The sequence below is a fragment of the Streptomyces sp. NPDC046862 genome, from assembly GCF_040704615.1.
GTDB lineage: Bacteria > Actinomycetota > Actinomycetes > Streptomycetales > Streptomycetaceae > Streptomyces.
This window is the reverse complement of the sequence record NZ_JBEYXP010000046.1, coordinates 66,107-88,262: the sequence shown is the minus strand read 5'-3', so window position 1 is coordinate 88,262 and position 22,156 is coordinate 66,107. Positions and strand designations below refer to the sequence as shown.

17 protein-coding genes and 4 pseudogenes are annotated in these 22,156 nt (G+C 68.3%); 15 read left to right on the top strand and 6 right to left on the bottom strand.

The genetic code is table 11. The annotated features are described in order from the left end of the window. Positions 1 to 39 precede the first annotated feature (39 nt). On the bottom strand, positions 40 to 1,479 hold the full coding sequence (locus tag AB0959_RS38580) for an aldehyde dehydrogenase family protein (RefSeq protein ID WP_366831436.1): 1,440 nt from the start codon (positions 1,477 to 1,479) through the stop codon (positions 40 to 42). 382 nt (positions 1,480 to 1,861) lie between these two features. On the opposite strand from AB0959_RS38580, the gene AB0959_RS38575 reads away from it, so the two are divergent. From AB0959_RS38575 to AB0959_RS38565, 3 genes are all read left to right on the top strand, one after another. Next, positions 1,862 to 3,064 (top strand): FAD-dependent oxidoreductase, encoded by a 1,203-nt coding sequence (locus AB0959_RS38575; protein WP_366831435.1) that lies wholly within the window; start codon positions 1,862 to 1,864, stop codon positions 3,062 to 3,064. A gap of 34 nt (positions 3,065 to 3,098) precedes the next feature. Continuing rightward, positions 3,099 to 4,316: a cytochrome P450 gene (locus AB0959_RS38570; protein ID WP_366831434.1), complete on the top strand. Its 1,218-nt coding sequence runs from the start codon at positions 3,099 to 3,101 to the stop codon at positions 4,314 to 4,316. A 252-nt stretch (positions 4,317 to 4,568) separates the two neighbouring features. Further along, positions 4,569 to 5,333 (top strand): SDR family NAD(P)-dependent oxidoreductase, encoded by a 765-nt coding sequence (locus AB0959_RS38565; RefSeq protein WP_366831433.1) that lies wholly within the window; start codon positions 4,569 to 4,571, stop codon positions 5,331 to 5,333. 29 nt (positions 5,334 to 5,362) lie between these two features. Here AB0959_RS38565 and AB0959_RS38560 read toward each other — a convergent pair whose 3' ends face one another. Further along, the gene (locus tag AB0959_RS38560; protein ID WP_366831432.1) at positions 5,363 to 5,992 is read right to left on the bottom strand and encodes a helix-turn-helix domain-containing protein; all 630 of its coding nucleotides are present in this window, start codon (positions 5,990 to 5,992) and stop codon (positions 5,363 to 5,365) included. 117 nt (positions 5,993 to 6,109) lie between these two features. Between AB0959_RS38560 and AB0959_RS38555 the strand changes: the two genes are divergently transcribed. The 5 genes from AB0959_RS38555 to AB0959_RS38535 all read left to right on the top strand — a co-directional run bounded on the left by AB0959_RS38555 (position 6,110) and on the right by AB0959_RS38535 (position 10,562). Continuing rightward, positions 6,110 to 7,312 (top strand): cytochrome P450, encoded by a 1,203-nt coding sequence (locus AB0959_RS38555; protein ID WP_366831431.1) that lies wholly within the window; start codon positions 6,110 to 6,112, stop codon positions 7,310 to 7,312. Positions 7,313 to 7,375: 63 nt separating this feature from the next. After that, the gene (locus AB0959_RS38550; RefSeq protein ID WP_366831430.1) at positions 7,376 to 7,570 is read left to right on the top strand and encodes a ferredoxin; all 195 of its coding nucleotides are present in this window, start codon (positions 7,376 to 7,378) and stop codon (positions 7,568 to 7,570) included. A gap of 144 nt (positions 7,571 to 7,714) precedes the next feature. Beyond that, positions 7,715 to 9,190, top strand: coding sequence for an MFS transporter (locus AB0959_RS38545; protein ID WP_366831429.1), 1,476 nt, complete (start codon positions 7,715 to 7,717; stop codon positions 9,188 to 9,190). A gap of 274 nt (positions 9,191 to 9,464) precedes the next feature. Further along, positions 9,465 to 9,641 carry a hypothetical protein gene (locus AB0959_RS38540; protein WP_366831428.1) on the top strand — a complete coding sequence of 59 codons (177 nt, stop codon included), beginning with the start codon at positions 9,465 to 9,467 and terminating at the stop codon, positions 9,639 to 9,641. Positions 9,642 to 9,749: 108 nt separating this feature from the next. Next, complete coding sequence (locus AB0959_RS38535) at positions 9,750 to 10,562, top strand: SDR family NAD(P)-dependent oxidoreductase (RefSeq protein WP_366831427.1); 813 nt, start codon at positions 9,750 to 9,752, stop codon at positions 10,560 to 10,562. A 793-nt stretch (positions 10,563 to 11,355) separates the two neighbouring features. On the opposite strand, the gene AB0959_RS38530 is transcribed toward AB0959_RS38535, so the two are convergent. Further along, complete coding sequence (locus tag AB0959_RS38530) at positions 11,356 to 11,829, bottom strand: MarR family winged helix-turn-helix transcriptional regulator (RefSeq protein ID WP_366831453.1); 474 nt, start codon at positions 11,827 to 11,829, stop codon at positions 11,356 to 11,358. Positions 11,830 to 12,024: 195 nt separating this feature from the next. On the opposite strand from AB0959_RS38530, the gene AB0959_RS38525 reads away from it, so the two are divergent. Then, a complete protein-coding gene (locus AB0959_RS38525) occupies positions 12,025 to 14,223 on the top strand; it encodes an ABC transporter permease (RefSeq protein WP_366831426.1) in 2,199 nt (732 codons plus the stop codon). A 443-nt stretch (positions 14,224 to 14,666) separates the two neighbouring features. Here the strand turns inward: AB0959_RS38525 and AB0959_RS38520 are convergent, their stop codons facing one another. Beyond that, the gene (locus tag AB0959_RS38520) at positions 14,667 to 14,963 is read right to left on the bottom strand and encodes a hypothetical protein (protein ID WP_366831456.1); all 297 of its coding nucleotides are present in this window, start codon (positions 14,961 to 14,963) and stop codon (positions 14,667 to 14,669) included. Here AB0959_RS38520 and AB0959_RS38515 point away from each other — a divergent pair. From AB0959_RS38515 to AB0959_RS38505, 3 genes and pseudogenes are all read left to right on the top strand, one after another. After that, positions 14,953 to 15,213, top strand: a pseudogene (locus AB0959_RS38515) (carbonic anhydrase); the annotation flags it as partial. The gene AB0959_RS38520 and the pseudogene AB0959_RS38515 overlap by 11 nt on opposite strands. 76 nt (positions 15,214 to 15,289) lie before the next feature. After that, a complete protein-coding gene (locus AB0959_RS38510; protein ID WP_366831455.1) occupies positions 15,290 to 15,523 on the top strand; it encodes a hypothetical protein in 234 nt (77 codons plus the stop codon). Between the two features lie 86 nt (positions 15,524 to 15,609). After that, complete coding sequence (locus AB0959_RS38505) at positions 15,610 to 16,305, top strand: type 1 glutamine amidotransferase domain-containing protein (RefSeq protein ID WP_366831425.1); 696 nt, start codon at positions 15,610 to 15,612, stop codon at positions 16,303 to 16,305. Between the two features lie 269 nt (positions 16,306 to 16,574). Here AB0959_RS38505 and AB0959_RS38500 read toward each other — a convergent pair. Together AB0959_RS38500 and AB0959_RS38495 are read right to left on the bottom strand one after the other, a co-directional pair. Then, positions 16,575 to 16,719: pseudogene (locus AB0959_RS38500) on the bottom strand (alpha/beta hydrolase); the annotation flags it as partial. 121 nt (positions 16,720 to 16,840) lie between these two features. Next, positions 16,841 to 17,263: pseudogene (locus tag AB0959_RS38495) on the bottom strand (amidohydrolase family protein); the annotation flags it as partial. Between AB0959_RS38495 and AB0959_RS38490 the strand changes: the two are divergent. From AB0959_RS38490 to AB0959_RS38480, 3 genes and pseudogenes are all read left to right on the top strand, one after another. Then, positions 17,250 to 17,405: pseudogene (locus AB0959_RS38490) on the top strand (ABC transporter permease); the annotation flags it as partial. The pseudogenes AB0959_RS38495 and AB0959_RS38490 sit on opposite strands and share 14 nt — an antisense overlap. Positions 17,406 to 17,849: 444 nt before the next feature. Continuing rightward, entirely contained in the window at positions 17,850 to 20,081 is a 2,232-nt protein-coding gene (locus AB0959_RS38485; protein ID WP_366831424.1) for an alpha-L-fucosidase, read from the top strand. 200 nt (positions 20,082 to 20,281) lie between these two features. After that, entirely contained in the window at positions 20,282 to 22,096 is a 1,815-nt protein-coding gene (locus tag AB0959_RS38480; RefSeq protein ID WP_366831423.1) for a ricin-type beta-trefoil lectin domain protein, read from the top strand. Positions 22,097 to 22,156: the final 60 nt, after the last annotated feature.

Here is a 22,156-nt window from a genome sequence, read left to right as displayed (position 1 = left end):
GGGCTCGTCGGCAGGCTGGTACGGATGTATGCCGGGGCGTCAGGCCTTGATGACGGCGGCCTTCTCCCGGGTGAACTCCAGGACGGCGTCGTGGCCGTAGCCGCTGTCCTTCACGCCGCTGAACGGAAGCTCGTACCGCGTCTGGCGGTAGGCGTTGACCCACACGTTGCCGGCGTCGAGGTCGCGGATGAAGCGGAGCGCGCGGGCCAGGTCCCGGGTCCACACTCCGGAAGCGAGGCCGTAGCGGCTGTCGTTGGCGAGGGCGAGGGCCTCGTCGTCGGTGTCGAAGGGGATGACGACGGCGACGGGGCCGAAGATCTCCTCCTGGCAGATGCGCAGCGAGTTGTCCGTGGTGGTGAAGAGGGTGGGCTCGACCCAGTAGCCGCCCGGCAGTTCGGGGACCAGTTCGGGGCCGTGCCGGCCGCCGAAGACCAACTCCGCTTCCTGCGCACCGGACTTGAGGTGGCCGACGACGCGGTCGTACTGCTCACGGGAGATGAGGGGGCCCATGGTGGTGGTGTCGTCGGCCGGGTCGCCGAGGACGATTTCCTCGGCGATCGCGCGGATGCGCTTGAGCATCTCGCCGAGGACGGGCCGCTGGACGAGGATCCGGGATCCGGCCACGCACACCTGTCCCGCGTTGCCGGTGAAGATGGACTCGACCGTCACGCCCTGCGCGGCGGCGTCGAGGTCGGCGTCCACGAAGACGATGTTGGGGGACTTGCCGCCGAGTTCGAAGATGCTCGGGGTGAGGGTATCGGCCGCCGCCCGCTGAATGGCCCGGCCGGTCTCCGTCGACCCGGTCATGGTGATCTTACGGACGTCCCGGTGCCGGACCAGGGGGTCCCCGACCTCCTCGCCGGTTCCGGAGACGATGTTCAGGACCCCGGGCGGCAGCGTCTCGGCGACGAGCTCGGCGAAGCGCAGCGATGAGACGCTCGCCTGCTCCGGGGGTTTGACGACCACGGTGTTGCCCGCCGCAAGCGCCACGGCCGCCTTGTTGCACAGCATCGCCAGCGGGGCGTTCCACGGCACGATCGCCGCGACGACACCGTATGGCTCGCGCCGGGTGAAGCCGAAGCCGGCCGGGTCGAGCACCACGCTGTCGCCGGTGACCGCCTCCAGCGTCCGGCCCGCGGCCTGGTTCCACACGAACGCCATGCCGATTCCGGCGCGCTGGATGTTCTCCCCGAGGAGGCGGCCGTTGTCGCGGGTCTCCAGCCGGGCCAGTTCCTCACCGTGTTCGGCGAAGACCTTCGCCACCTGCTGCAGGTAGTGACCGCGGACCGCCGCCGGCAGCGCCGACCAGCCGGGGAAGGCCTCCTTCGCGGCCCTGACGGCGGTGTCCACGTCCGCCTGGCCGCCTGCGGGGATCCGCGCCCAGACCTCACCGGTCGCCGGGTTCTCCGCGTCGAGCCATCGCCCCGACTCCGGTGGCCGCAGCGTCCCGCCGATCAGGTTCCGATACGCCTCAGTCATGCTTCGCCTCTTTCCGGGAGTGAACTGGCCTCCGCCCACGAGAGGGGCGAGGCGAAACGCCATGTGGCGCGAGGGGCGCACGTCATGACATCCAGGACGTGAAGCCACTAAGCGATCTGACGCTATCGCTTGACAGAAGCCAGCGTCAACGAGTGGGAAATTGCACTTCAGATGGCTCTTTTTCGCCTCGTTCTCGCGGATGCGACCAAGGGATGACGGAGCCAGCGACGCTTACTTCTCAAGTATGTTGCCCAACAATCTTCAGTAAATGAGAGTAGCTATCGTTAAGAAGGGTCGAGCGGTTCATCGCAACGGCTCAGCAAAGGAGACATCTGATGCAACTGACAGCCGACATCGGCGCACCCGGCCGTGGGGCGGCCTCGTGAACCGGATCGTGGTGGTCGGCGCGTCGGCGGGCGGTCTGGCCATGGCGGAGGCACTGCGCAGGGTGCGCTACGAGGGTGCCATCACCCTCGTCGGCGACGAGCCCCATGCCCCCTACGACCGCCCGCCCCTGTCGAAGCAACTCCTCAAGGGCGACTGGCAACCGGAACGCCTGGCCCTGCGCCCGGCGGCGGACATCCAAGCCCTCGGCCTCGACCTTCGCCTGGGAGCGACCGCCATCGGGCTGGACCGGAACTCCCGCCAGGTACACCTGGCCGACGGCGGCCGGGTGCCGTACGACGCGCTCATCGTCGCCACCGGAGTCCGGCCCCGCCGCCTGCCCGGCTGCGAGGGCGTGTCCGGTGTGCACGTGCTGCGCACCGTCGAGGACGCGCTGGCACTCAAGGAAGCGCTGCGGCCGGACCGGCGCCTGGTGATCGTCGGAGGCGGTTTCATCGGGGCGGAGGTGGCGGCCACGGCCCGCGCCCTCGGAGTGACGGTGACGCTCCTGGAGGCGGGCACGGTCCCCATGGGCCTGGCCATCGGCGAGGAGGCCGGACGGTTCCTGACCCGGATCCACCTGGCCCACGGCGTGGACGTGCGCACCGACACCTCGGTCCACGAGATCCAGAGCTCAGCCGACGGCCGGGTCACCGGCGTCCTGCTGTCCGACGGCAGCGTCCTGGCCGCCGACGGCGTCCTCGTGGCCGTCGGTTCCCTGCCCAACACCGAATGGCTGGCCGGCAGCGGCCTCCTCCTCCAGGACGGGTTGCTGTGCGACGAGTACTCCGCCGCCGCGCCCGACGTCTACGGAGTCGGCGACGTGGCCCGCTGGCACAACCCGCTCTTCGGCACGCCGATGCGCATCGAGCACCGTACGAACGCCGCCGAGCAGGCCCTCGCCGTCGCTCGCAACCTCCTCACCCCCGACCAGCGGCGGCCGTTCGCACCAGTCCCGTACTTCTGGTCCGACCAGTACGACGTCAAGATCCACGCGTACGGCCATCTGCGCGGCCACGACGAGGCGCTCGTCCTGAAGTCCGAGGAGGCGCAGCGCCTCCTGGTCGCCTACCGCCGGGGCGAACGGCTGACCGGCGTACTCGCCGCCGGGCTGCCGCCCAGGACCGTACGTGCCTGGCGCTCCCTCGTCGCGGCCGGCACCCCGTGGACGGAGGCCGTCATCGGCGCCTCCGTCGCGTAGCCCCACAACAGCCCCCACCCCCACTGGAGGACCCATGAGCACCGTCACCGACCCGACCGGCAACCTCGGTCTGCCGGACTACCCCGCCGCCCGCTCCTCGCGCTGTCCGCTCGACCTGCCCGCCGAGTACGAGCAGTGGCGGCTGGGCGACGGCCTGCAGAAGGTGCGGCTGTGGAACGGCGAAACCGCCTGGGTCGTCACCCGCCACGAGGACGTCAAGTTCGTCCTGTCCGACCAGCGGATCAGCGCCGACACCCTCCGCTATCCCCGGATGCACCCGAGCGGCGACCAGCAGGTACCGGCGTTCCCGCGCATGGACGACCCCGAGCACGCCCGGATCCGCCTCATGCTGACCAAGGACTTCACGGTCAAGCGCATGGAGGCGATGCGGCCTCAAGTGCGGGCGCTGGTCGACCGGTTCATCGACGAGATGACCGCCAAGGGCGACTCGGCCGACCTCGTCGAGGCCTTCGCCCTGCCGATGCCGTCCCTGGTCATCTCCCTGCTGCTCGGGGTCCCCTACGAGGACCACGAGTTCTTCCAGAAGCACAGCGTCACGATCAACCAGCCGGACGTCACCCCCCAGGACAAGAGCCGCGCGAGTGCCGAGCTGTTCGGTTTCCTCATGGAGCTCGTGCAGCGCAAGCAGCGCGAGCCCGGTGACGACCTGATCAGCCGGCTGATCGCCGAGCGCGTCGAGACGGGGGAGCTCAAGCCGGAGGACGTGGCCATGAACGGTCTCGTCCTGCTCATCGCCGGCCACGAGACCACCGCCAACATGATCGGCCTGGGCACGCTGACCCTGCTGGAGCACCCGGAGCAGGCGGCCGTGTTCCGGGACAGCGACGACCCCAAGGCGATCGCGAACGCCATCGAGGAACTGCTGCGTTACCTCTCGATCGCCCAGGACATGATCTGGCGCGCCGCCCACGAGGACCTCGTCATCGGCGGCCAGGAGGTGAAGGCCGGGGACATCATCGCCGTCAACCTGCCCGCGGCCAACCACGACCCGGCGTTCATGGACAACGCCGGGTCCCTCGACATCGCCCGCAGCACCCGCGGCCACATCGCTTTCGGCTACGGCATCCACCAGTGCCTCGGCCAGAACTTGGCCCGGGTGGAACTGACGGAGGCGCTGCCGCGGCTGCTGCGCAGGCTGCCCGGCCTCCGCCTGGCCGTACCCCTGGAAGAGGTCCCGTTCCGGAGCACCATGGCCGCCTTCGGCGTCCACGAACTGCCGGTCACCTGGTAAGGAGGGGCCCCACAGACGGGCGGCCTTCACAGTGGAGACGCCCCCAGCGCCGCCACACCCGGGGAAAGGTCAGGCGGCGCACCCGTGGGACCGGCGGTTTGTGCCACCCCCCGACCGTCGGTCCCACGTCCCACCAGTACGTCACTCCGTGCAAGAACATGCTGAGCGCTCCGCGGGAAGCGCCTCGTCGCGCCGTCGATCGTCTGCGGCACCGTCGCGGCGCGACGCTCACCACACACGAGGGAGAGAAAGATGAGAGGCCTGCGTGGCAAACGGATCGTCGTTGCCGGCGGAGCCACCGGTATCGGTGCCGCCACGGCCGAACGACTCGCTGAGGAGGGCGCGTCGGTGGTCATCGGCGACCTGAACCTCTCCGGTGCACAGGCAACGGCCGAGCGCATCGCCGAGGGCGGAGGGACCGCGGTGGCCGTGTACTTCGACCTGGCCGACGAGGGCTCCGTGCAGGCGCTGATCGATCGTGCCGTGGCCGAACTCGGCGGGCTGGACGGCCTTTTCAACGTGGGTGCCAATGTTCCGGACGCGGTGCCCGACCGGGACACCGATCTGCTCGGCATGGACCCGCAGGTCTGGCGCCGTACGTTCGAGGTGAACCTGCTCGGCTACAGCCTGGCCTGCCGGGCGGCCATCCCGCATCTGCTCGCCGCGGGCGGGGGCGCGATCGTGAACTGCTCCTCCGGGGGTGCGTGGTCCGGGCTGCCCGTACTGCCTGCGTACTCCGTCTCGAAGTCCGGGGTCAACGCACTGACCCGGCACATCGCCTCACGCTGGGGCCGGGAGGGGGTCCGCTGCAATGCGGTGGCACCGGGCCGAGTCGTGACCGAGTCCCTGCAACGCCAAGGCACCCCCGCGTCACAGCCGGGGCACGAGCTCCGCAGCACCCGATTCGGCAAGCCGAGCGACATCGCCGCGACGGTGGTTCTGCTGCTCTCGGACGACGGAGAGTGGGTCAACGGTCAGACGTGGTCGGTCTGCGGCGGCGCGAGCCTGCGGGAGTGAGAGAAACCGCGGGCGGCAGCCTCCCTTTGTCAGGCAGACCGGGACCCCCGCGTCGGCGACTGACGGAGCGGCTCCGGCGACGGAAGCACGGTGGGCCGCGCAGGCGCGAGGCCGTCGAGCATCAGGGTGATGTAGCGCTTCCAGCCGTCGCTGTCGGGCCGCACCGTGTGCAGAACGCTGAGCAGCATCACCGTGATCCGGTGGAGGTCGTCGGGAACGAGGTCGGCGCGGACATGTCCGGCGATCTGCGCCCGTCGGGTGACCACGATCAGTGCCTCGTAGAACGGTGCGGAGAGCTCCGAGGCCAAGGAGCCCGAATGGCGCACCGCGCCGAGCATGCCTCGTTCGCGTGCCGCGAAGGAGACCGAGGCCTCCCACAGGGTCGCGAGCCCGCGCAGGGGATCGCTGTCCTCGAGCGCTCGGCTGATCGCGGGCGACATCTCCTCGGTGATCTTCTGGTCCAGCGCCGCCCGGACGAGTTGCTCTTTGTTCGGGAAGCGCCGGTACAGCGTCGCGATGCCCACACCGGCGCGACGGGCGATCCCCTCCAGCGAGGCGTCGGGGCCGCTCTCGGCGTAGATCTCGCGCGCGGCCTGGAGGATCTTCTCCGAGTTGCGGGCGGCGTCGGCGCGCAGTCGACGCGGAGTTTCAGCAGTCACCGCTCCACCTTATCAACCAATAGTCAACCATCTATTGAGTTATCAGTCCGATCTCATATAACCGATAGCATCATCTCGGTTAAAGAGAGTCCCCTCCCTCCCACCCAGGAGCAGTCCATGCCGGTCACCCAGCCCGCCACGTACCCGTTCGCGGCCGAGAAGCTCGATCTCAGCCCTCTGTACTCCGCCCTGAGGGAGGAGCAGCCACTGAGCCGGATCCAGCTCCCGTATGGCGAGCCCGCCTGGCTGGCCACCCGCCACGCGGACGCGCGGTTCGTCCTCAGTGACCCCCGCTTCAGCCGGAACGAAGCCCTCCGGCGCGACGAGCCGCGCATGCGGTCCTTCCCCACCCCGCCGGACGCTCTCATGATCATGGACCCGCCGGAGCACTCCCGCCTGCGCCGGCTCGCGTCCAAGGCGTTCACCGTCAAGCGGGTTGAGGACTGGCGGCCCCGGGCCGAGCGGATCGCCGCCGATCTGGCCGACGGGATGCTCGCCAAGGGCGCCCCCTCCGATCTGGTCACCGACTTCGCGCTGCCGTTGCCGATCAGCGTGATCAGCGCCCTGCTCGGGGTTCCCTCCGAGGACCGGGGCGACTTCCACGTCTGGGCCGAGGCGTTCATCTCCACCACCAAGTACACGGCGGAAGAGGCGGCGAAGCACCGGGAAAGCCTGACCGCGTACATGGCCGGCCTGATCGCCGAGCACCGCGAGAATCCCCGCGACGACCTGATCGGCGACCTCGTCGCCGCACGGGACGAGGACGACCGGCTCTCCGAGGACGAGCTGCAGACCATGCTCTCCGGCATCCTCGTCGGCGGCTTCGAGACCACCGCCACCCAGATCACCAACTTCGTGTACGTGCTGCTCACCCACCCCGAACAGCTCGCGGCCCTGCGCGCCGACCTGGACCGGATACCGCAGGCGGTGGAGGAACTCCTGCGCTTCGTCCCGCTGTCCATCGGCACCACCTTCGCCCGCTACGCCCTGGAGGACGTCGAGGTCGGCGGGGTGACGGTACGGGCCGGCGAGCCCGTGATGGTCGCCCTGCACTCGGCCAACCGGGACGAGTCCGTGTTCACCTGCCCCCACCAACTCGACCTGGAGCGCCGTGAGGCCGCCCACGTCGCCTTCGGGGGCGGCATACACCACTGCCTGGGCTCCCCGTTGGCCCGGGTGGAACTGCAGGTGGCCCTGCACACCCTGCTCACCCGCTTCCCGGGCCTGCGGTTCCACGAGTCCGAGGCGGACGTCGTCTGGAAGACCGGAGTGCTCACCCGCGGTCCGGAACGCCTGCCGCTCACCTGGGACCACGCCTGACCTGCCCCACCTGACACCAGACCTGCCCCCTAAGCGGACACCCCCACACCACAGGAGAGAACCGTGCACATCGAATTCGACGAGCCCAAGTGCGTCGCCGCGGGACAGTGCGTCGTGGCCGCACCCGAGGTCTTCGACCAGCGTGACGAGGACGGCATCGCCATCCTGCTCACCGAGACCCCCGCCGCCGATCTGCACGAGGGCGTGCGGGAGGCCGCGGCGCTCTGCCCGGCGGCCGCCATCCGTCTGAAGGAGTAGCCGCGCACTCCCGCGCCCCGCGGCCGGGCCGCCGCCGGCCCGGGCGGCGCTCCCCCACTTCCCCGGGGAGCGCCGCCTCACCCACGCGCCGTGCCACTTCCCTTCGCACGCCCCTGTCCCACGCCCCACCTGAAAGGCCCATCCATGTCCGCAGCATCATCCCGGCCGCCCGCCGAGGAGACGTCCGCCGCTCCACGAGCGAACGCCGTCGTGGCTGCCCTGGCCTTCGGCGGGATCGTGGTCTCGCTGATGCAGTCCCTCGTCATCCCCCTGATACCCGAACTTCCCGACCTCCTCAGCGCCTCCCCCACGGACACGGCCTGGGCCGTCACCGCGACACTGCTCGCCGGCGCCGTCGCCACCCCTGTCATGGGACGGCTCGGTGACATGTACGGCAAGCGGCGCATGCTGCTGCTCAGCCTCGCCCTCCTCGTGGCCGGCTCGGTGGTCTGCGGCCTCAGCAACTCCCTCCTCCCGATGATCATCGGCAGGGTCCTGCAGGGTCTGTCCGCGGGCGCCGTCTCACTGGGCATCAGCATCATGCGTGACGAACTTCCCGCCGAGCGGCTGCCCGGCGCGACCGCCCTGATGAGCGCGTCCCTCGGCATCGGCGGTGCACTGGGGCTGCCCGCAGCCGCCCTGATCGCCGATCACTTCGACTGGCATGTGCTGTTCTGGACCTCCGGGGTCCTCGGCGTCGTGGCGGTGGCACTTGTCGTGACGATCTTCCCCGAGTCCGAGGTGCGCACAGGCGGCCGCTTCGACCTGGTGGGCGCGGCCGGCCTCGCGGCCGGGCTGGTCTGTCTGCTGCTGGCCGTGTCCAAGGGAGCCGACTGGGGCTGGAGCAGCACAACCACCCTCGGCCTGTTCGCCGCCGCGGCGATCGTGCTGCTCCTGTGGGGACGTTTCGAACTGCGCGTCAGCGCGCCGCTGGTCGACCTGCGCACCAGCGCCCGCCCCCAGGTGCTGTTCACCAACCTCGCGTCCGTCGCCATCGGCTTCTCCATGTTCGCACTGGCCCTGGTCATGCCGCAGCTGCTGCAACTTCCCGAGCAGACCGGCTACGGCATGGGCCAGGACCTGCTGACCGTCGGTCTGGCCATGGCCCCGATGGGCCTGGTGATGATGGCTACGGCCCCGCTCTCCGCGCGCATCACCAAGGCACGCGGCCCCAAGGTCACCCTGATGACGGGCGCACTGGTCGTGGCCGCCGGCTACGCGACCGGCGTCGTGCTGATGTCCGAGATCTGGCAACTGGTCATGGTCGGCTGCATCGTCGGCGCGGGCATGGGGCTGGCGTACGGCGCCATGCCCGCGCTCATCATGGGAGCCGTGCAGGTGTCCGGGACCGCCGCCGCCAACAGCCTCAACACCCTGATGCGTTCCCTCGGCACCTCTTTCTCCAGCGCCGTCGTCGGCGTCGTCCTGGCACAGCTGACCACCGACTTCGCGGGCCACGCCCTTCCGTCGGAGAGCGGCTTCAGGACCGTCCTGGCCATCGGCGCCGGCGCCGCCGCGCTGTGCTGTGCGCTCGCCGCCTTCCTGCCCCGCCAGCAGCCCGGCCCCGTCCCGCGGCACGCGCCGGCCAAGCCGTCGGAGCCGGCGAAGACCACCTCATAACACCTGGCACACGGCATCGCCACGCCTCTCGCGCGTTCGTCTCCGACGCGGGCGAGGCGCAGACCGACAGCGCTACTGAAGGCTTGGATCGCCAACAGGCCAGGCCCCCGAATCCTCCGGATGAGGATCGGTAGTACTCCAGTAGCAATCGTCGCCTCGCAATTCACTTCCAGGGTACAGGGGACGCCTGGGAAACCGCTCCTACAATGGGCTGGCCCCTGAAAAGACCCACTCCCGTGGCTCGATTCACACTATTACCGGACAAGGACTTTCCATGGGTTCCGTTCGAAACAACGAATCTCACTTCTTCAAGCGTCTCACCACAGGGCTCGCTGCAATCGCCGCCGCCTGCGGAATCATCGCCATCGCCCTGATGGCGGACAACAGCAGCACGCAAGCCGACGCACCATGGGACTGCAACCGCGACGGAACGGTTTGCAACCCCTTCTGAACCACGAATTCGAAGCGCTCTATCACTGTCTTCGGATATTCGGTTCGCGCTCACCATTCTTCTTACGTCATTCAGTTCTAGTAGCCTCAGAAAAAAATAGGAGTACGCATGCGCATCACAAACGACCAGGTCGCCGTCATCACCGGAGGGGCCAGCGGAATAGGCTACGGCCTCGCCGAAGCCCTCGCCGACCGCGGAGTGCGGCTCGTCATCTCCGACATCCGCGAGGAGGGCCTCAACAAGGCGCAGGCGTCGCTGACGGCCGCCGGCGCCGAGGTCACCGCCGTGGTGGCGGACGTCAGCGACGAGGCCTCCGTGCGCGCGCTCGCCGACCGGACCATCGCCGCGTACGGGAAAGTGGACCTGGTCTGCAACAACGCCGGCGTCGTCTCCCCGCCCGCTCCCCTGTGGGAACAGGAAGCGCGCATCTGGGAGTTGATGATCGGCGTCAAGGTGCTCGGTGTCGTCCACGGCGTCAAGGCCTTCGCTCCCCTGCTCATCGAGCAGGGCACGGGCCACTTCCTCAACACCGCATCCTCGGGAGGGCTCGCTCCCCTGCCCGACCTGACGCCGTACACCACCACCATGCACGCGGTCGTGGGGCTGACCGAGACGCTCGATCTGGAGTTGAAGCGCGTGGCGCCCGCGCTGGGCGCGACCGTGCTCTGCCCGGGGCTCGTCGACACGCCCCTCGGGCAGAACTCCGTGGCGCTCGGCGCCATCGATATGCAAGCCGTCTCTCCGGCTGCGATGCAGAACGCCGCCGCGAACTTCGGCGGGAAATTCTCTGCGCGTGAGGTCGCGGACTCGGCGATCGCGGCCATTGAGGCCGGCCGGGTCCATGTCGCCCCGGGCGGCGACGTCGCCGAGCGAGCTCAGGCGCGCGTCACAGCCCTGCTCGCCGACATCGCCGAGTGCTGACTCCACGGACCACGAACGCCTGTTGCCTGTTTCTGGCGAACCCCGGGAGCGGCAGCAACACCCCACGCCGTCCGAAGAACCACCACCCCGGCTCTGCACCAGCGCGGAGACGCCGGGCGGGTCCGCAAGCGCGGCCTGGTCGACGACGTCTTCGGGAAGCGGCACGTGCTGCGCATGCACGGGAGCGCTCTGCCCGAGGTGCTCGAACATTCCGGAGGCAGACGACATCTGCCGGGCCCATCAGGCCAACCACGCGCCCCCCGGGCGGACGGTGCCCTGTCAAAGAGTGCCTGCCCGGCGGTGTGGCCGCAGCGGAGCTGATCGCCTTCGGCGTGTGCGGCTACGGCGAGCTATATCTGCACCGCCACGACGGGACCATGCATGTCTGGATCCGACTGAATGACCGCATGAGCAAGAACCCACGGGTCAGAGCCATCCTGGAACACAAAACCGGCGGGCCCGGAACTGCCCGGCCAGGCCGTACAGTTCGGGGCCCGTATCGAAGAACTCGCCCAGCGACCAAGCGAACTCGACGCGTAGAGCGAGGAATCCCGTATCGCCCGCAAGAACCTCCTCGCTCTCCGGCTGCCCTCACCCGCCACCGGGCCGGACCGCCCCGACATCGCGGACCACCCCGCCGGCCAACAGATCCTCACCGCCCTGGCCGACACGGGCCGGCCGACTCGCGCCCGCGACCCCAGCCAGGCCCTCGACCTGCCGATCACAGACATCGACGTCAACGGCGACTACTGCATGACGTGACCGTCGTCCACGCCGTTCGCGGCCGACTGGCTCAGTACGTTGCGTGGCCGGCGCGGGGCCACGGGCGACCGGTCATCCGCTCAATGTCGGTGTTGAACTGCTCCAGATCATCGATGAAGCGTTCCAGGCGCTCCGGCGTCCAGTCGCTGAGGGTCTGGCCCAGGCCGACTGCCGTTCGGTCCCGCTCCGCCTTGAGGCGGCCGAGCCCTTCCTCGGTGATGCGGAACTTGTGCACGATGCTTCCGCTGGGATCGATCGTGCGCTCGACCAGGCCGTTCTTGAGGAGAGCGGTCGTCTGGCGGTTGAGGGTGGAGGACGCGAGACCGAACGCCTCGACGAGTTCGGGAATCGACATGGGGCCCTGCGCCTCAAGGCGGCTGAGCAGGACATAGGCGCTGCGGTCGAGCCCGGCATGCTTGCCCGGTCCCCGCGGTCCGGCCATGGTCATGTGCCGCATCAGGATGAGCAGCTCCCGCTCCATCCGCTGTGCCTGTTGCGCGTCCACTGGTGCCTCCTCTGCATTACGCGGCCAGGGAAGCGACGCGACGCTCATACCGACCACAGCTCATTTTTGCATCATACACACGGGTAGCACTCTGCCATTGTTGTGCATGATGCACTCCAATCGTACGATGCAATCCATACGCATGGTGCACAGTCATCGCGCCTTGTGCCCGAGTACGCCCATCAGGAGCACGTCATGGAAACACCGACCCCTGTCGCCGAGGTGAGCGGGCGAGAGCCGGATTCGCCCGAGGCGGACCGGAAGCGAGAGATCGTCAAGCGTGCCTTTCTCTTCCTCATCCCCTTCCTCATGGTCACGATGATGTACGCGACCTACATGGGGACCATGCACTCGCCGAAGACCCGGGACATGCCGGTCGCGGTGGTCGGCTCGGGGGCTGTGGCCGAGTCCGTCGTCGACGAGCTGAAGTCCGTGCAGGACGGCGCCGCCGATCCCCGGCTGGTCGCCGACCGCGGGAAGGCGCTCGACCTGCTCAAGGACCGTGACGTCGCGGGTGTACTGCAGATTCCCGCGGCCGGCGGCACGGCGGCGACCGTCTACACAGCCCAGGGAGCCGGCGCCTCGCAGGCGAGCAAGGTCAAGCAGATCCTGGCCCCGGTGGCGGCGGGCCACGACTGGACGACCAAGACCGACGACATCACGCCCCTGCCCTCCGGGGACAGTGCGGGCATCGCCGTTCTGCTCGCCGCGATCGGCATGATCATGGTCGGGTACGTCCCGCTGAGCGGGATGATGACGGCGGCGCCCCACCTGCTCGCCCTGCGCAGGTTCCTGCCGCTGCTGGCCGGCTGGGCGGTGCTGACCAGCACCGTGACATGGCTGATACTGGGGCCGATCGTAGGTGCCGTCGACGGTCACTACCTGGCGTTCGTCGGGATCGGACTGCTGGCGACAGGAGCCGTGGGCATCGGTCAACTGCTGTTCGCCAGGTTCCTGGGCGGGCTGGCGCTGCTGCCCGGCATGCTGCTGTGGGTCGTCTTCGGTGTGCCCTCCTCGAACCTCGCCACACCGATCTCCTCGATGCCCAGCTTCTTCGGCTGGCTACACGACGTGCTGCCGCTGCCGGCCGCGGGTGAGGCACTTCGGTCGGTCATCTACTTCGACGGCCGGGGAGTGGGCGAGCGCGTGCAGACACTCGCCATCTGGCTGGTCGCCGCCCTCGCGCTCGCCTTCGTAATGGAGCGCCGCAAGGGTGCCGTCCTCGCGGACACCCCGGAGTACGACAACCCCGATGCCCCGCGACCTGCGATGTCCGGTGGCCCGGCGCGCTCCAAGCGGCTGCGGTACTTCGCGGTGGCCGCCTTCCCGCTGGCCATCCTCACTGCCGTCGTCGGCATGATGAGCGCCTCGCTGCACCAGCCCGAGATTCGCGACATGCCCGTGGTGGTCGTCGGCGCCTCCCAGGAACAGACCGCGCAGGCGGCCAAGGGTCTTCAGCAGGGTCTGGGTGACCTGGTCTCGCTGACCACCACCACCTCCCTCGACAAGGCGACCCACCAGATCCGCGAGCGCGAGATCGTCGGCGCGTACGTACTGCCCGCCACCAAAAGCGGCGAGGCGAAGCTCTACACGGCCTCGGCGGCGGGAGCCGGCCAGCACAACGCCCTGCGGGGCATCTTCCAGCAGATCGCCCAGAGCCAGAAGACCCCGCTGGAAATGACCGACATCAAGCCTCTGAACGCTTCCGACTCCAACGGCAGCAACAGCATGTACGCGGCCATGTCGTGGATCATGTCCGGCTTCGTGGTCATGGCGGCGCTGCGCGGCGGCGCACCGGAGATCAAGAGGCTGCGTCAGCTCCTTCCGATGATGGCCGGCTGGGCGGTGGGCATGGCCGTATGGCTGTGGGTGCTGTTCGACGTCCTGATCGGCGCGATCAACGGCCACGGCTGGGCGATGGTCGGCTTCGGAGCACTGACGATCTTCAGCACCTCGCTGTTCACCGCGGTGTTCACCCGCACCCTCGGCATCGCCGGCGTCATCCCGGTGCTGCTGATCGCCCTGATGATCGGGGTCCCGGCCTCCGGCGGAGCCATCTCCCTCTACATGGTCCCCGAGGTCTTCCGTGGCCTGAACGACGTCCTGCCCCTGCCCGCCGCGGTCGACGTGGCCCGCGCCGCGGTCTACTTCGACGGCGCCGGCATCGGCGGCCACCTCGCGACGATCGCCGGCTGGGGCGCCGTATGCCTGTTGATCAACGTGGGGATCGACCGGTGGCTGGCCCGCCGTGACGCCAGGCCCGGCATGGACGCGGACGGCGGCGCCGGCACTCCCGTGGCCGGCGAGGCAACCGCCCTGGCCCTGACCGGCGCCGGGGACACCACCGAACCCTCCCGCCACGTACGGAGGCGGACCGCGCGCACACGTTCCTGACCGGTCCCACGTTCCTGTGCGTGCTGCGGCGCTGCACCGATATCGAGGTCGACCGGCAGTGCACCGACACCCACAGCGCCTCCATCGCCGGGTCCGCGAAGCTGTACCGGCCGGCGGCCGCCGACCCCGCGTCCAGCAGCCACAGTGTCAGTGGCGCGGTCGCCGGGCATGGCGGCACGGCGTACAGGACAGCCGCCTACTGGCCGCCAAACTCGGTTCCTGTGCACGGATAGCCTCTCGCGCCGTTTCCCCTTCACCTCCCGCGATTGGCATTCCGTGTCGCGCCGTACCGCACGGACTCCGGGGCTCCGGATCTTCCGGATGAGGATCGATAGCACTCCAGTAGCAATCGCCACCTCCCCATTCACTTCCGGGGTACCGGGGGTGCCCGGGAAACCCCTTCTACATTGGGCTGGGCCCGAAACAGGCGCGCAATCCCTTGCTCAATCATCGTCGTCGCCATGACGGCGGACACGGACGCATTCAAAAACGAATACGAGCCGCGCAGAACGGAAGGAAAAACAAATGGGTAGCGTCGGACAGCCGCTGCGCAGGACCATACTTTCTGGAGGAATGGTGGCCACCGTGGCCGCGCTTTCCAGCTGCTCGTCGAAGGCGGACAGCACAAAGACGGATAACTCGGCGAAGACCTCCTCACCGTCTCCAAGTCCCGAGGGCTCGCATTCGGGCGATCGGCCGGACTCGCCGTGGGCAACATTCGCCCGGCTGATGGAGGGCAACAAGCGCTGGGTGGACGGGAAGCTGCAACACCCCGACCGGGACCCCAGCCAGCGCCAGTTCGTCGCCGAGGAGCAGGATCCCTACGGCGTGATCCTGTCCTGCATCGACTCCCGGGTGCCACCGGAGCTGGTGTTCGACACCGGGCTCGGTGACCTGTTCGTGATGCGCACCGGCGGGCAGGTGGTGGGACCGGTTGTCACCGGCTCCGTCGAATACGGGCCCATGACGTTGGGGACGCCGCTGATCGTCGTGCTCGGGCACCAGCGTTGCGGCGCCGTCAAGGCCGCGTACAAGGCTCTGAAGGACAACAAGCCTCTGCCCGGCAATGCAGGCCATCGCCGAGGCACTGCGGCCCGCGTACGAGGAGACGGCGAAGGCCAAGCACGCCGATCCGGTCGACGCCATGATCCGCATCCACACCAAGCAGACCTCCGCCGGCCTGCGATCCAACGCCGACCTCGCCCCACTCGTGAAGAAGGGCGAGTTGGCCGTCGTCAGCGCTTACTACTCACTCGACACCGGCCGGGTGGAAGTCCTCACCGGTGCGCCTTCTGCCTGACGGAACAGATTTTTCCGGAGTCGACTCGATCGACCCCCATGTTCCCCGATGTCACACTCTGAACGTTTCTCGGCAGAAGGAGCCCCATGCCCCGCACGAACCGCATCCTCGTCATCGTCACCAGCAGCGGCGAGTACCAGAAGGTCGGATACCGCACCGGTCTCTGGCTGGGTGAGCTGACACACTTCTACGACGTCGCCGAACAGGCCGGCTTCGAAGTCACCATCGCCAGCATCGAGGGCGGGTCCGTGCCACTCGACCCGGAGAGCCTCGCCCACACCGTCCTCAGCGACTTGGGCACTGACAAGCGGTATACCGACCGCCTGTTCATGGACAAGCTCAAGGACACCGTGGCCGTGACCCAGGTCGACGTCGACGACTACGACGCCATCTACCTCACCGGCGGTCACGGCGTGATGTTCGACTTCCACCAGAGTGAGGCGCTGGAGACGCTCATCGCACGGTTCCACGAGACCGACCGGATCGTCTCGGCCGTCTGCCACGGACCGTGCGGCCTGCTCGACGTCACACTGAGCAGCGGCGAGCCCCTGGTGAAGGGCAGGAACGTCACCGGCTTCTCCTGGCGGGAGGAGGAACTGGCCCAGCGGGCGCACGCCGTCCCCTACAGCCTGGAGGACCGGCTCAAGGAACTCGGAGCGTCCTACAGCACTACGGAGAAGCCCTTCGACGTCCACGTCGTCGAGGACGGTCGCCTCATCACCGGACAGAATCCCAGCAGTGCCAAGGCCGTCGCCGAAGCAGTGGTCCGGCACCTGGCATGAGAACCCCCGTCATGCAGTTCCGGCCGTTCCGAGCCCCGGACGTGTCTTCTCGTTCCGTCTCCGTGGCCGCAGCGACGTGGTGCCCAGGCCGACGCCCCCCCTGTGGAGCGGAGATCTCGTACTGAGCGCCGCGACGCCTTCACCACGGGAGGCGGTGCGCTCACAGCGCGGTGACGGCCCTGCAGCACGTTCGTGCTGCAGGGCCGTAGCGTGCCGCAGTTCGCCACCTGGGCAGAGTTGCCCTCCCGTGGTCGGTGCGGACACCTAGCTCACTCGTCATGGAGCCGCCGCAGCCAGTCAAGACGTGCGGCCAGAGCTGTGCGGCTGATGGACCGCCTGCGAGGCCAAGCCCTCGAAACCGTGGAAGCCGCCCGGCCACACATGCAGTTCGGCCGCTCCCCCGGCCTGCCAGACAAAGAAACCCGAGGTCGACCGGCTGCGAGATCCGCCCCGATGCCGGCCCCAGCCGCCGCAGTCGCCGTCTCACGGATCACTCCAGCGGTACGGACGCTTCCGGTTCGTTCCGGACGCGCGTTCAGCCGGGCTGCAGCCGGTAGAAGTCGGTCGCGGTGCCGGCCAGGATCGCCTGGGTCTCGCTCGCGGAGCAGTCGGCGAGAAGTTCCTCGACCGTGGCGGCCCAGCGGTTCCAGCCGCCGGCGAGTACGCAGACCGGCCAGTCCGAGCCGAACATGAGCCGGTACGGACCGAAGGCGGAGAGCAGAACGTCCCACACCGGGCGGATGTTTGTGATGGTCCACTTCTCGTGGTCGGCCTCGGTGAGGAGGCCTGACATCTTGCAGCGGACCTGCGGGTGTCTGGCCAGAAGGCGGATCTGTCGTTCCCAGTCGGTCAGGTCGCCGTCGGCGATGGGCGGCTTCCCGGCGTGGCCGAGGACGATCGGCAGGTCGTGGATGCTTTCGGCGAGCCGGATCGCCTGGGGCAACTGGTGGTCGCTCACGGGCGTACTGACGCTCCAACTGGTTGTCAACGTAATGACCCTGGCCGGTGTGCCGCCGCTGTGGAATCAGTTCCTCAACGGCTTGATCATCATCGTCGCCCTGATCATTTCCCGCTTCGCCTCCGGCGAGAAGCAGGAGTAGGCGCACCGCCCCACAGGGACGAGGCCGTCGAAAGGTTAAAGGTGATGATCCTCGACGGCGAACCCACTCCACTCAAGTCCCACCCTCTGCCGGAGACCCTCTTCTTCGCCGCCGACGTGTGGATGCTGCTCCAGGTGCTTTCCAGCCGGACCCAACGCGTACGAATCCTGCGCGGCGGCCAGGTCGAATGTCCCTTGGGCAGCGCGCACTTCTCGCCACACCGGTCGAACGGCTGCCGGCGAAGAGCCTGACCGAACCGACCGTTCGCCGGTGGACATCGCCTGGCCGAGTGCCGGGAGTCGAACCCTGCCGTCCCCACCACGTCCGCGTCGCCTGCCATGCCGGAGACCCCGCCCAGCCACCGACCAACCGCGCCGGAGCCTGACCCTCTCGCGCTCGTCACTGTCAACCATCGGAACACCCAGTTGCCTTGGAGGCCTCTCAATGTCGAGAGCGATCAACAGACGGCAGTTTCTCGCCGGTACCACGGCCGTCGCGGCGGCAGTGGTCTCGGGCGGCCTGTTCGGCGCCGGCGCCGCTCTGGCCGCAACGTCCCACTACACGCCCAGCTGGGACTCGGTGAATCAGCACCCGGCGTCTCCCGAGTGGTTCAGGGACGCCAAGTTCGGCATCTACTTCCACTGGGGGGTCTTCAGCGTCCCCGCCTACGACAGCGAGTGGTACCCGCGGAACATGTACTTCGGCGGCAGCAAGGTGAACCAGCACCACGTCGCCACGTACGGCGACCCGTCGGTGTGGCCGTACCACAACTTCATCAACGGAGCGAACGACAAGGCGGGCAACTTCACCCAGTTCGCGCCCAAGTTGAAGTCGGCCGGGGGCAATTTCGACCCCGCCGAGTGGGCGCAGCTGTTCGTGGACGCCGGGGCGAAGTTCGCCGGGCCGGTCGCCGAGCACCACGACGGCTTCTCTATGTGGAACAGCCAGGTCAACGAGTGGAACTCGGCCGCCAAGGGCCCGCAGCTCAACCTGCTCCAGCTGTTCACCGACGCCGTCCGCGCGAAGAACCTCAAGCTGCTGGTGTCGATGCACCACGCCTACAACTACCTCGGCTACTACCAGGCGGTCCCGGCGCAGTCCGACCCCAGCCTGAAGAAGCTCTACGGACAGCTGGACAAGTCCACGGAGGACCAGCTCTGGTACGACAAGCTCAAGGAGGTCATCGACCTGGCCAAGCCGGACATCATCTACCAGGACGTCCACCTGGACCAGATCGCCGAGTCACAGCTGCTGAACTTCCTCTCCTACTACTACAACCAGGCCAACTCCTGGGGCCGGGAAGTCATCGCCACCTACAAGGACGGCTTAAACAGCCACGGCGAGGTCTTCGACTACGAGCGCGGCGGCCCGGCCGACATCACGTCGCCCTACTGGCTGACCGACGACAGCGTCTCCAGCACCAGTTGGTGCTACACCGAGGGCATCGGCTACTACACGGCGCAGTTGCTGCTGCACGCGATGATCGACCGGGTCAGCAAGAACGGAACCGTACTGCTCAACATCGCGCCGAAGGCCGACGGCACCATCCCCCAGGGCCAGCGCGACATCCTGACGGGCATCGGCGACTACCTCAAGCGCTTCGGTGAGTCGGTGTACTCGACCCGGGCCTGGACCGCCTACGGCGAGGGGCCGACGAAGATGGGCGGCGGCACCTTCATGAGCCCGAGCGCCGGCACCGCGCAGGACGTCCGCTTCACCAGGAACAAGGCGAACGACACCCTGTACGCCACGGTGCTCGGCTGGCCGGGCAGCTCGCTGACCGTCAAGACGCTCAGCTCCAGCCGCATCAACCTGGGCACGCTGACCTCGGTGAAGCTGCTCGACAGCACGGCCGGCACCTACATCGACCTGCCGAACCGCACCCAGGACGCGTCCGGCCTCAAGGTGACTCTGCCGTCGTCGGCGCCGTTTGCCGCACCCATGTACGTGCTGAAGCTGACCTTCGCCGGTCAGATCCCCACGCTGCAGCCGGTCGACGGCGCCCTGGTCTTCGGGGACGTCAACTACAGCGGTACCTCCGCCGCGCTCGGCCTGGGCGACTACACCGCTGACCAGCTCGACCTGCACGGGATACCCGCGCTCAGCATCTCCTCGCTGAAGCTCGCCCCGGGCCAGCAGATCGTCGCCTACTCCGGCGACAACTTCACCGGCACCCAGTGGACCTTCACCGCCGACAACGCCGACCTGCGGGTCACCGGCCAGAACGACAAGATCACCTCGCTGAAGGTGCAGTTCAACCCGTCGGCCTATCTCAAGATCATCAACTACACCGACAGCTTGGCCCTGGACAGCGGCGGCAACGTCGCCGACGGATCCGACCTCAAGCAGTGGCACTGGTTCAACAGCACCAACCTCCAGTGGCAGGCGGTCGAGGTCGGAGGCGGCTACTACAAGCTGGTCAACCGGACCAACGGCATGGTCGCCGACAGCTGGGGCGCCACCAGCAACGGCGCCACCTGCAAACAACTCGCCTGGAACGGCCACACCAACCAGCAGTGGAAGATCACGCACCGCGGCGGCGGCCAGTACAACATCGTCAACCGCACCACGGGCAAGTGCCTCGACGGCGGCGGCAACGTCCCCGAGGGCTCCGTCACCAAGCAGTGGGACTGGGGCAACAGCACCAACCTGCAGTGGACCATCAGCCCCGTCTGACCCGTTCCCGAGAGCCCATGACCCGGTGCGGCACCGGACCCCGGCCCGCACCAGGCCATGCGAACAGGCAAGACCCCAGCCGCAGCCATGCCCCGCGGCTGCGGCTGGGTTGCGCGACCGCAGCGAAGAGCCGCGCCGGACCAGCCCGCGCCGAAGGCAGACGACCTGACCCCCAAGTGAAGAGGGACTCTCCCATGCAGATGAGACAACCATTCCGCCCACTGAGCGCGCAGGCCGCCGCTCTGGCCCTTGCTGTCACGTGCGGAGTGGCGGTACTGGCCCCGACGCCGGCGTCGGCCGCGAGCGACACGATCGGCGTGACGCTGACCACGTCGGACCTGAGTCAGGCCCTGACCCCGCAGCCGGGCATCGCACTCGGTCCGGTGGCCTCCGGCAACGTGAACCTGAAGGTGGACGACACCCAGACCTACCAGACCATCGACGGATTCGGCGCCGCGTTCACCGACACCTCGGCCTACCTCCTGCAGAACAAGCTCGACGCCACCACTCGCGACCGGGTGATGCGTGACCTGTTCGCCCGCGGCTCCGGCATCGGACTGTCGCTGATGAGGACGCCGATGGGCTCCTCCGACTACACCGCGACCCCCACAAGCAACCCCGGGACCTACTCCTACGACGACAACGGCGGCGTCGCCGACCCGAGCCTGGCCAACTTCTCCACCTCGCACGACGACGCCTACATCATCCCGGTCATCAAGCAGGCCCAGGCGCTCAACCCGTCGATGAAGCTCTTCGCCAACAACTGGAGCCCCCCGGCCTGGATGAAGACCACCAACACGATGCTCGGCCAGGGCAACGGCACCCTGAAGTCAGACATGTACGGTCCGCTCGCGCAGTACTACGTCAAGTTCCTCCAGGAGTACAAAGCCAAGGGTGTCAACGTCTGGGGCATCACCCCGCAGAACGAGCCGACGATCTCCCCGTCCACGTACTCCGCCATGCTGTGGCCCGCCGGCAATGAGGCGAACTTCATCGCCGACAACCTCGCCCCCGCACTGCAGCAGGCCGAGCTGAGCGACACGAAGGTCCTCGGCGGGGACGCCGACCATGTGGACACCACCTACGCCAACACGCTGATGGGCAACCAGGCTGCGCACGACGCGATGTACGGCACGGCGTGGCACTGCTACCAGAACGACCTCGGCAAGATGACCACGATCCACAACTCCTATCCCGACAAACGGCTTTACGAGAGCGAGTGCTCCACGGGCCCGGGCATCGCCCCGATGAACGCAGCCCAACTCGCCCTGGAGTCCACCTTCAACTGGGCCAACGGCGCACTGCTGTGGAACCTGGCGCTCGACACCAACGGCGGCCCGAAGATGGGCGTCGGCTGCGACAACTGCACCGGCCTGGTCACCATCGACCAGTCGACCGGCAAGGCCACCTACACCGACAACTACTATCAGCTGGGCCAGTTCTCGAAGTTCGTCGTCCCCGGCGCCACGCGTATCGGCTACAGCGACGGCGGGGAGGTTCTCGTCACCTACAACAACAACTCCTCCGCCACCGCCCTCACCACCACCTGGAACAACTCGGGGTCGTTCACCTACACCCTCCCTTCGCACGCCACGGTCACCTTCACCCGCGGTGCGCAGACGGCCGCCGCCCCGATCGTCGGCCAGGGCTCGAATCGGTGCCTGGACGACACCGGCAACCCGGCCAACGGCGTCCAGCAGTACATCTGGGACTGCGTGTCCGGCAGCGCCAACCAGGCGTACACCTACTCGGCGGGCCGTGAACTCCAGGTCGCGGGCAAGTGCCTCGGCGCGTACGGCAACGGCACGACGAACGGCACGAAGGTGGTGACCTGGGACTGCAACAGCGGCTCCAGCCAGAAGTGGACCTTCCATGCGGACGGCAGCATCACGAACGACCTGTCAGGACTCTGCCTCGACGTGACCGGCACGGCCACAGCCAATGGATCCAAGGTTCAACTGTGGAGCTGCACCGGCGCATCCAACCAGAAGTGGTCTCTGTCCAGCCGCGGCTGACGAACGAACGGCGCCTGGCCGTCCGCGGGAAGCCCCCGGGCCGGCCGGGCGCCGTCCCGC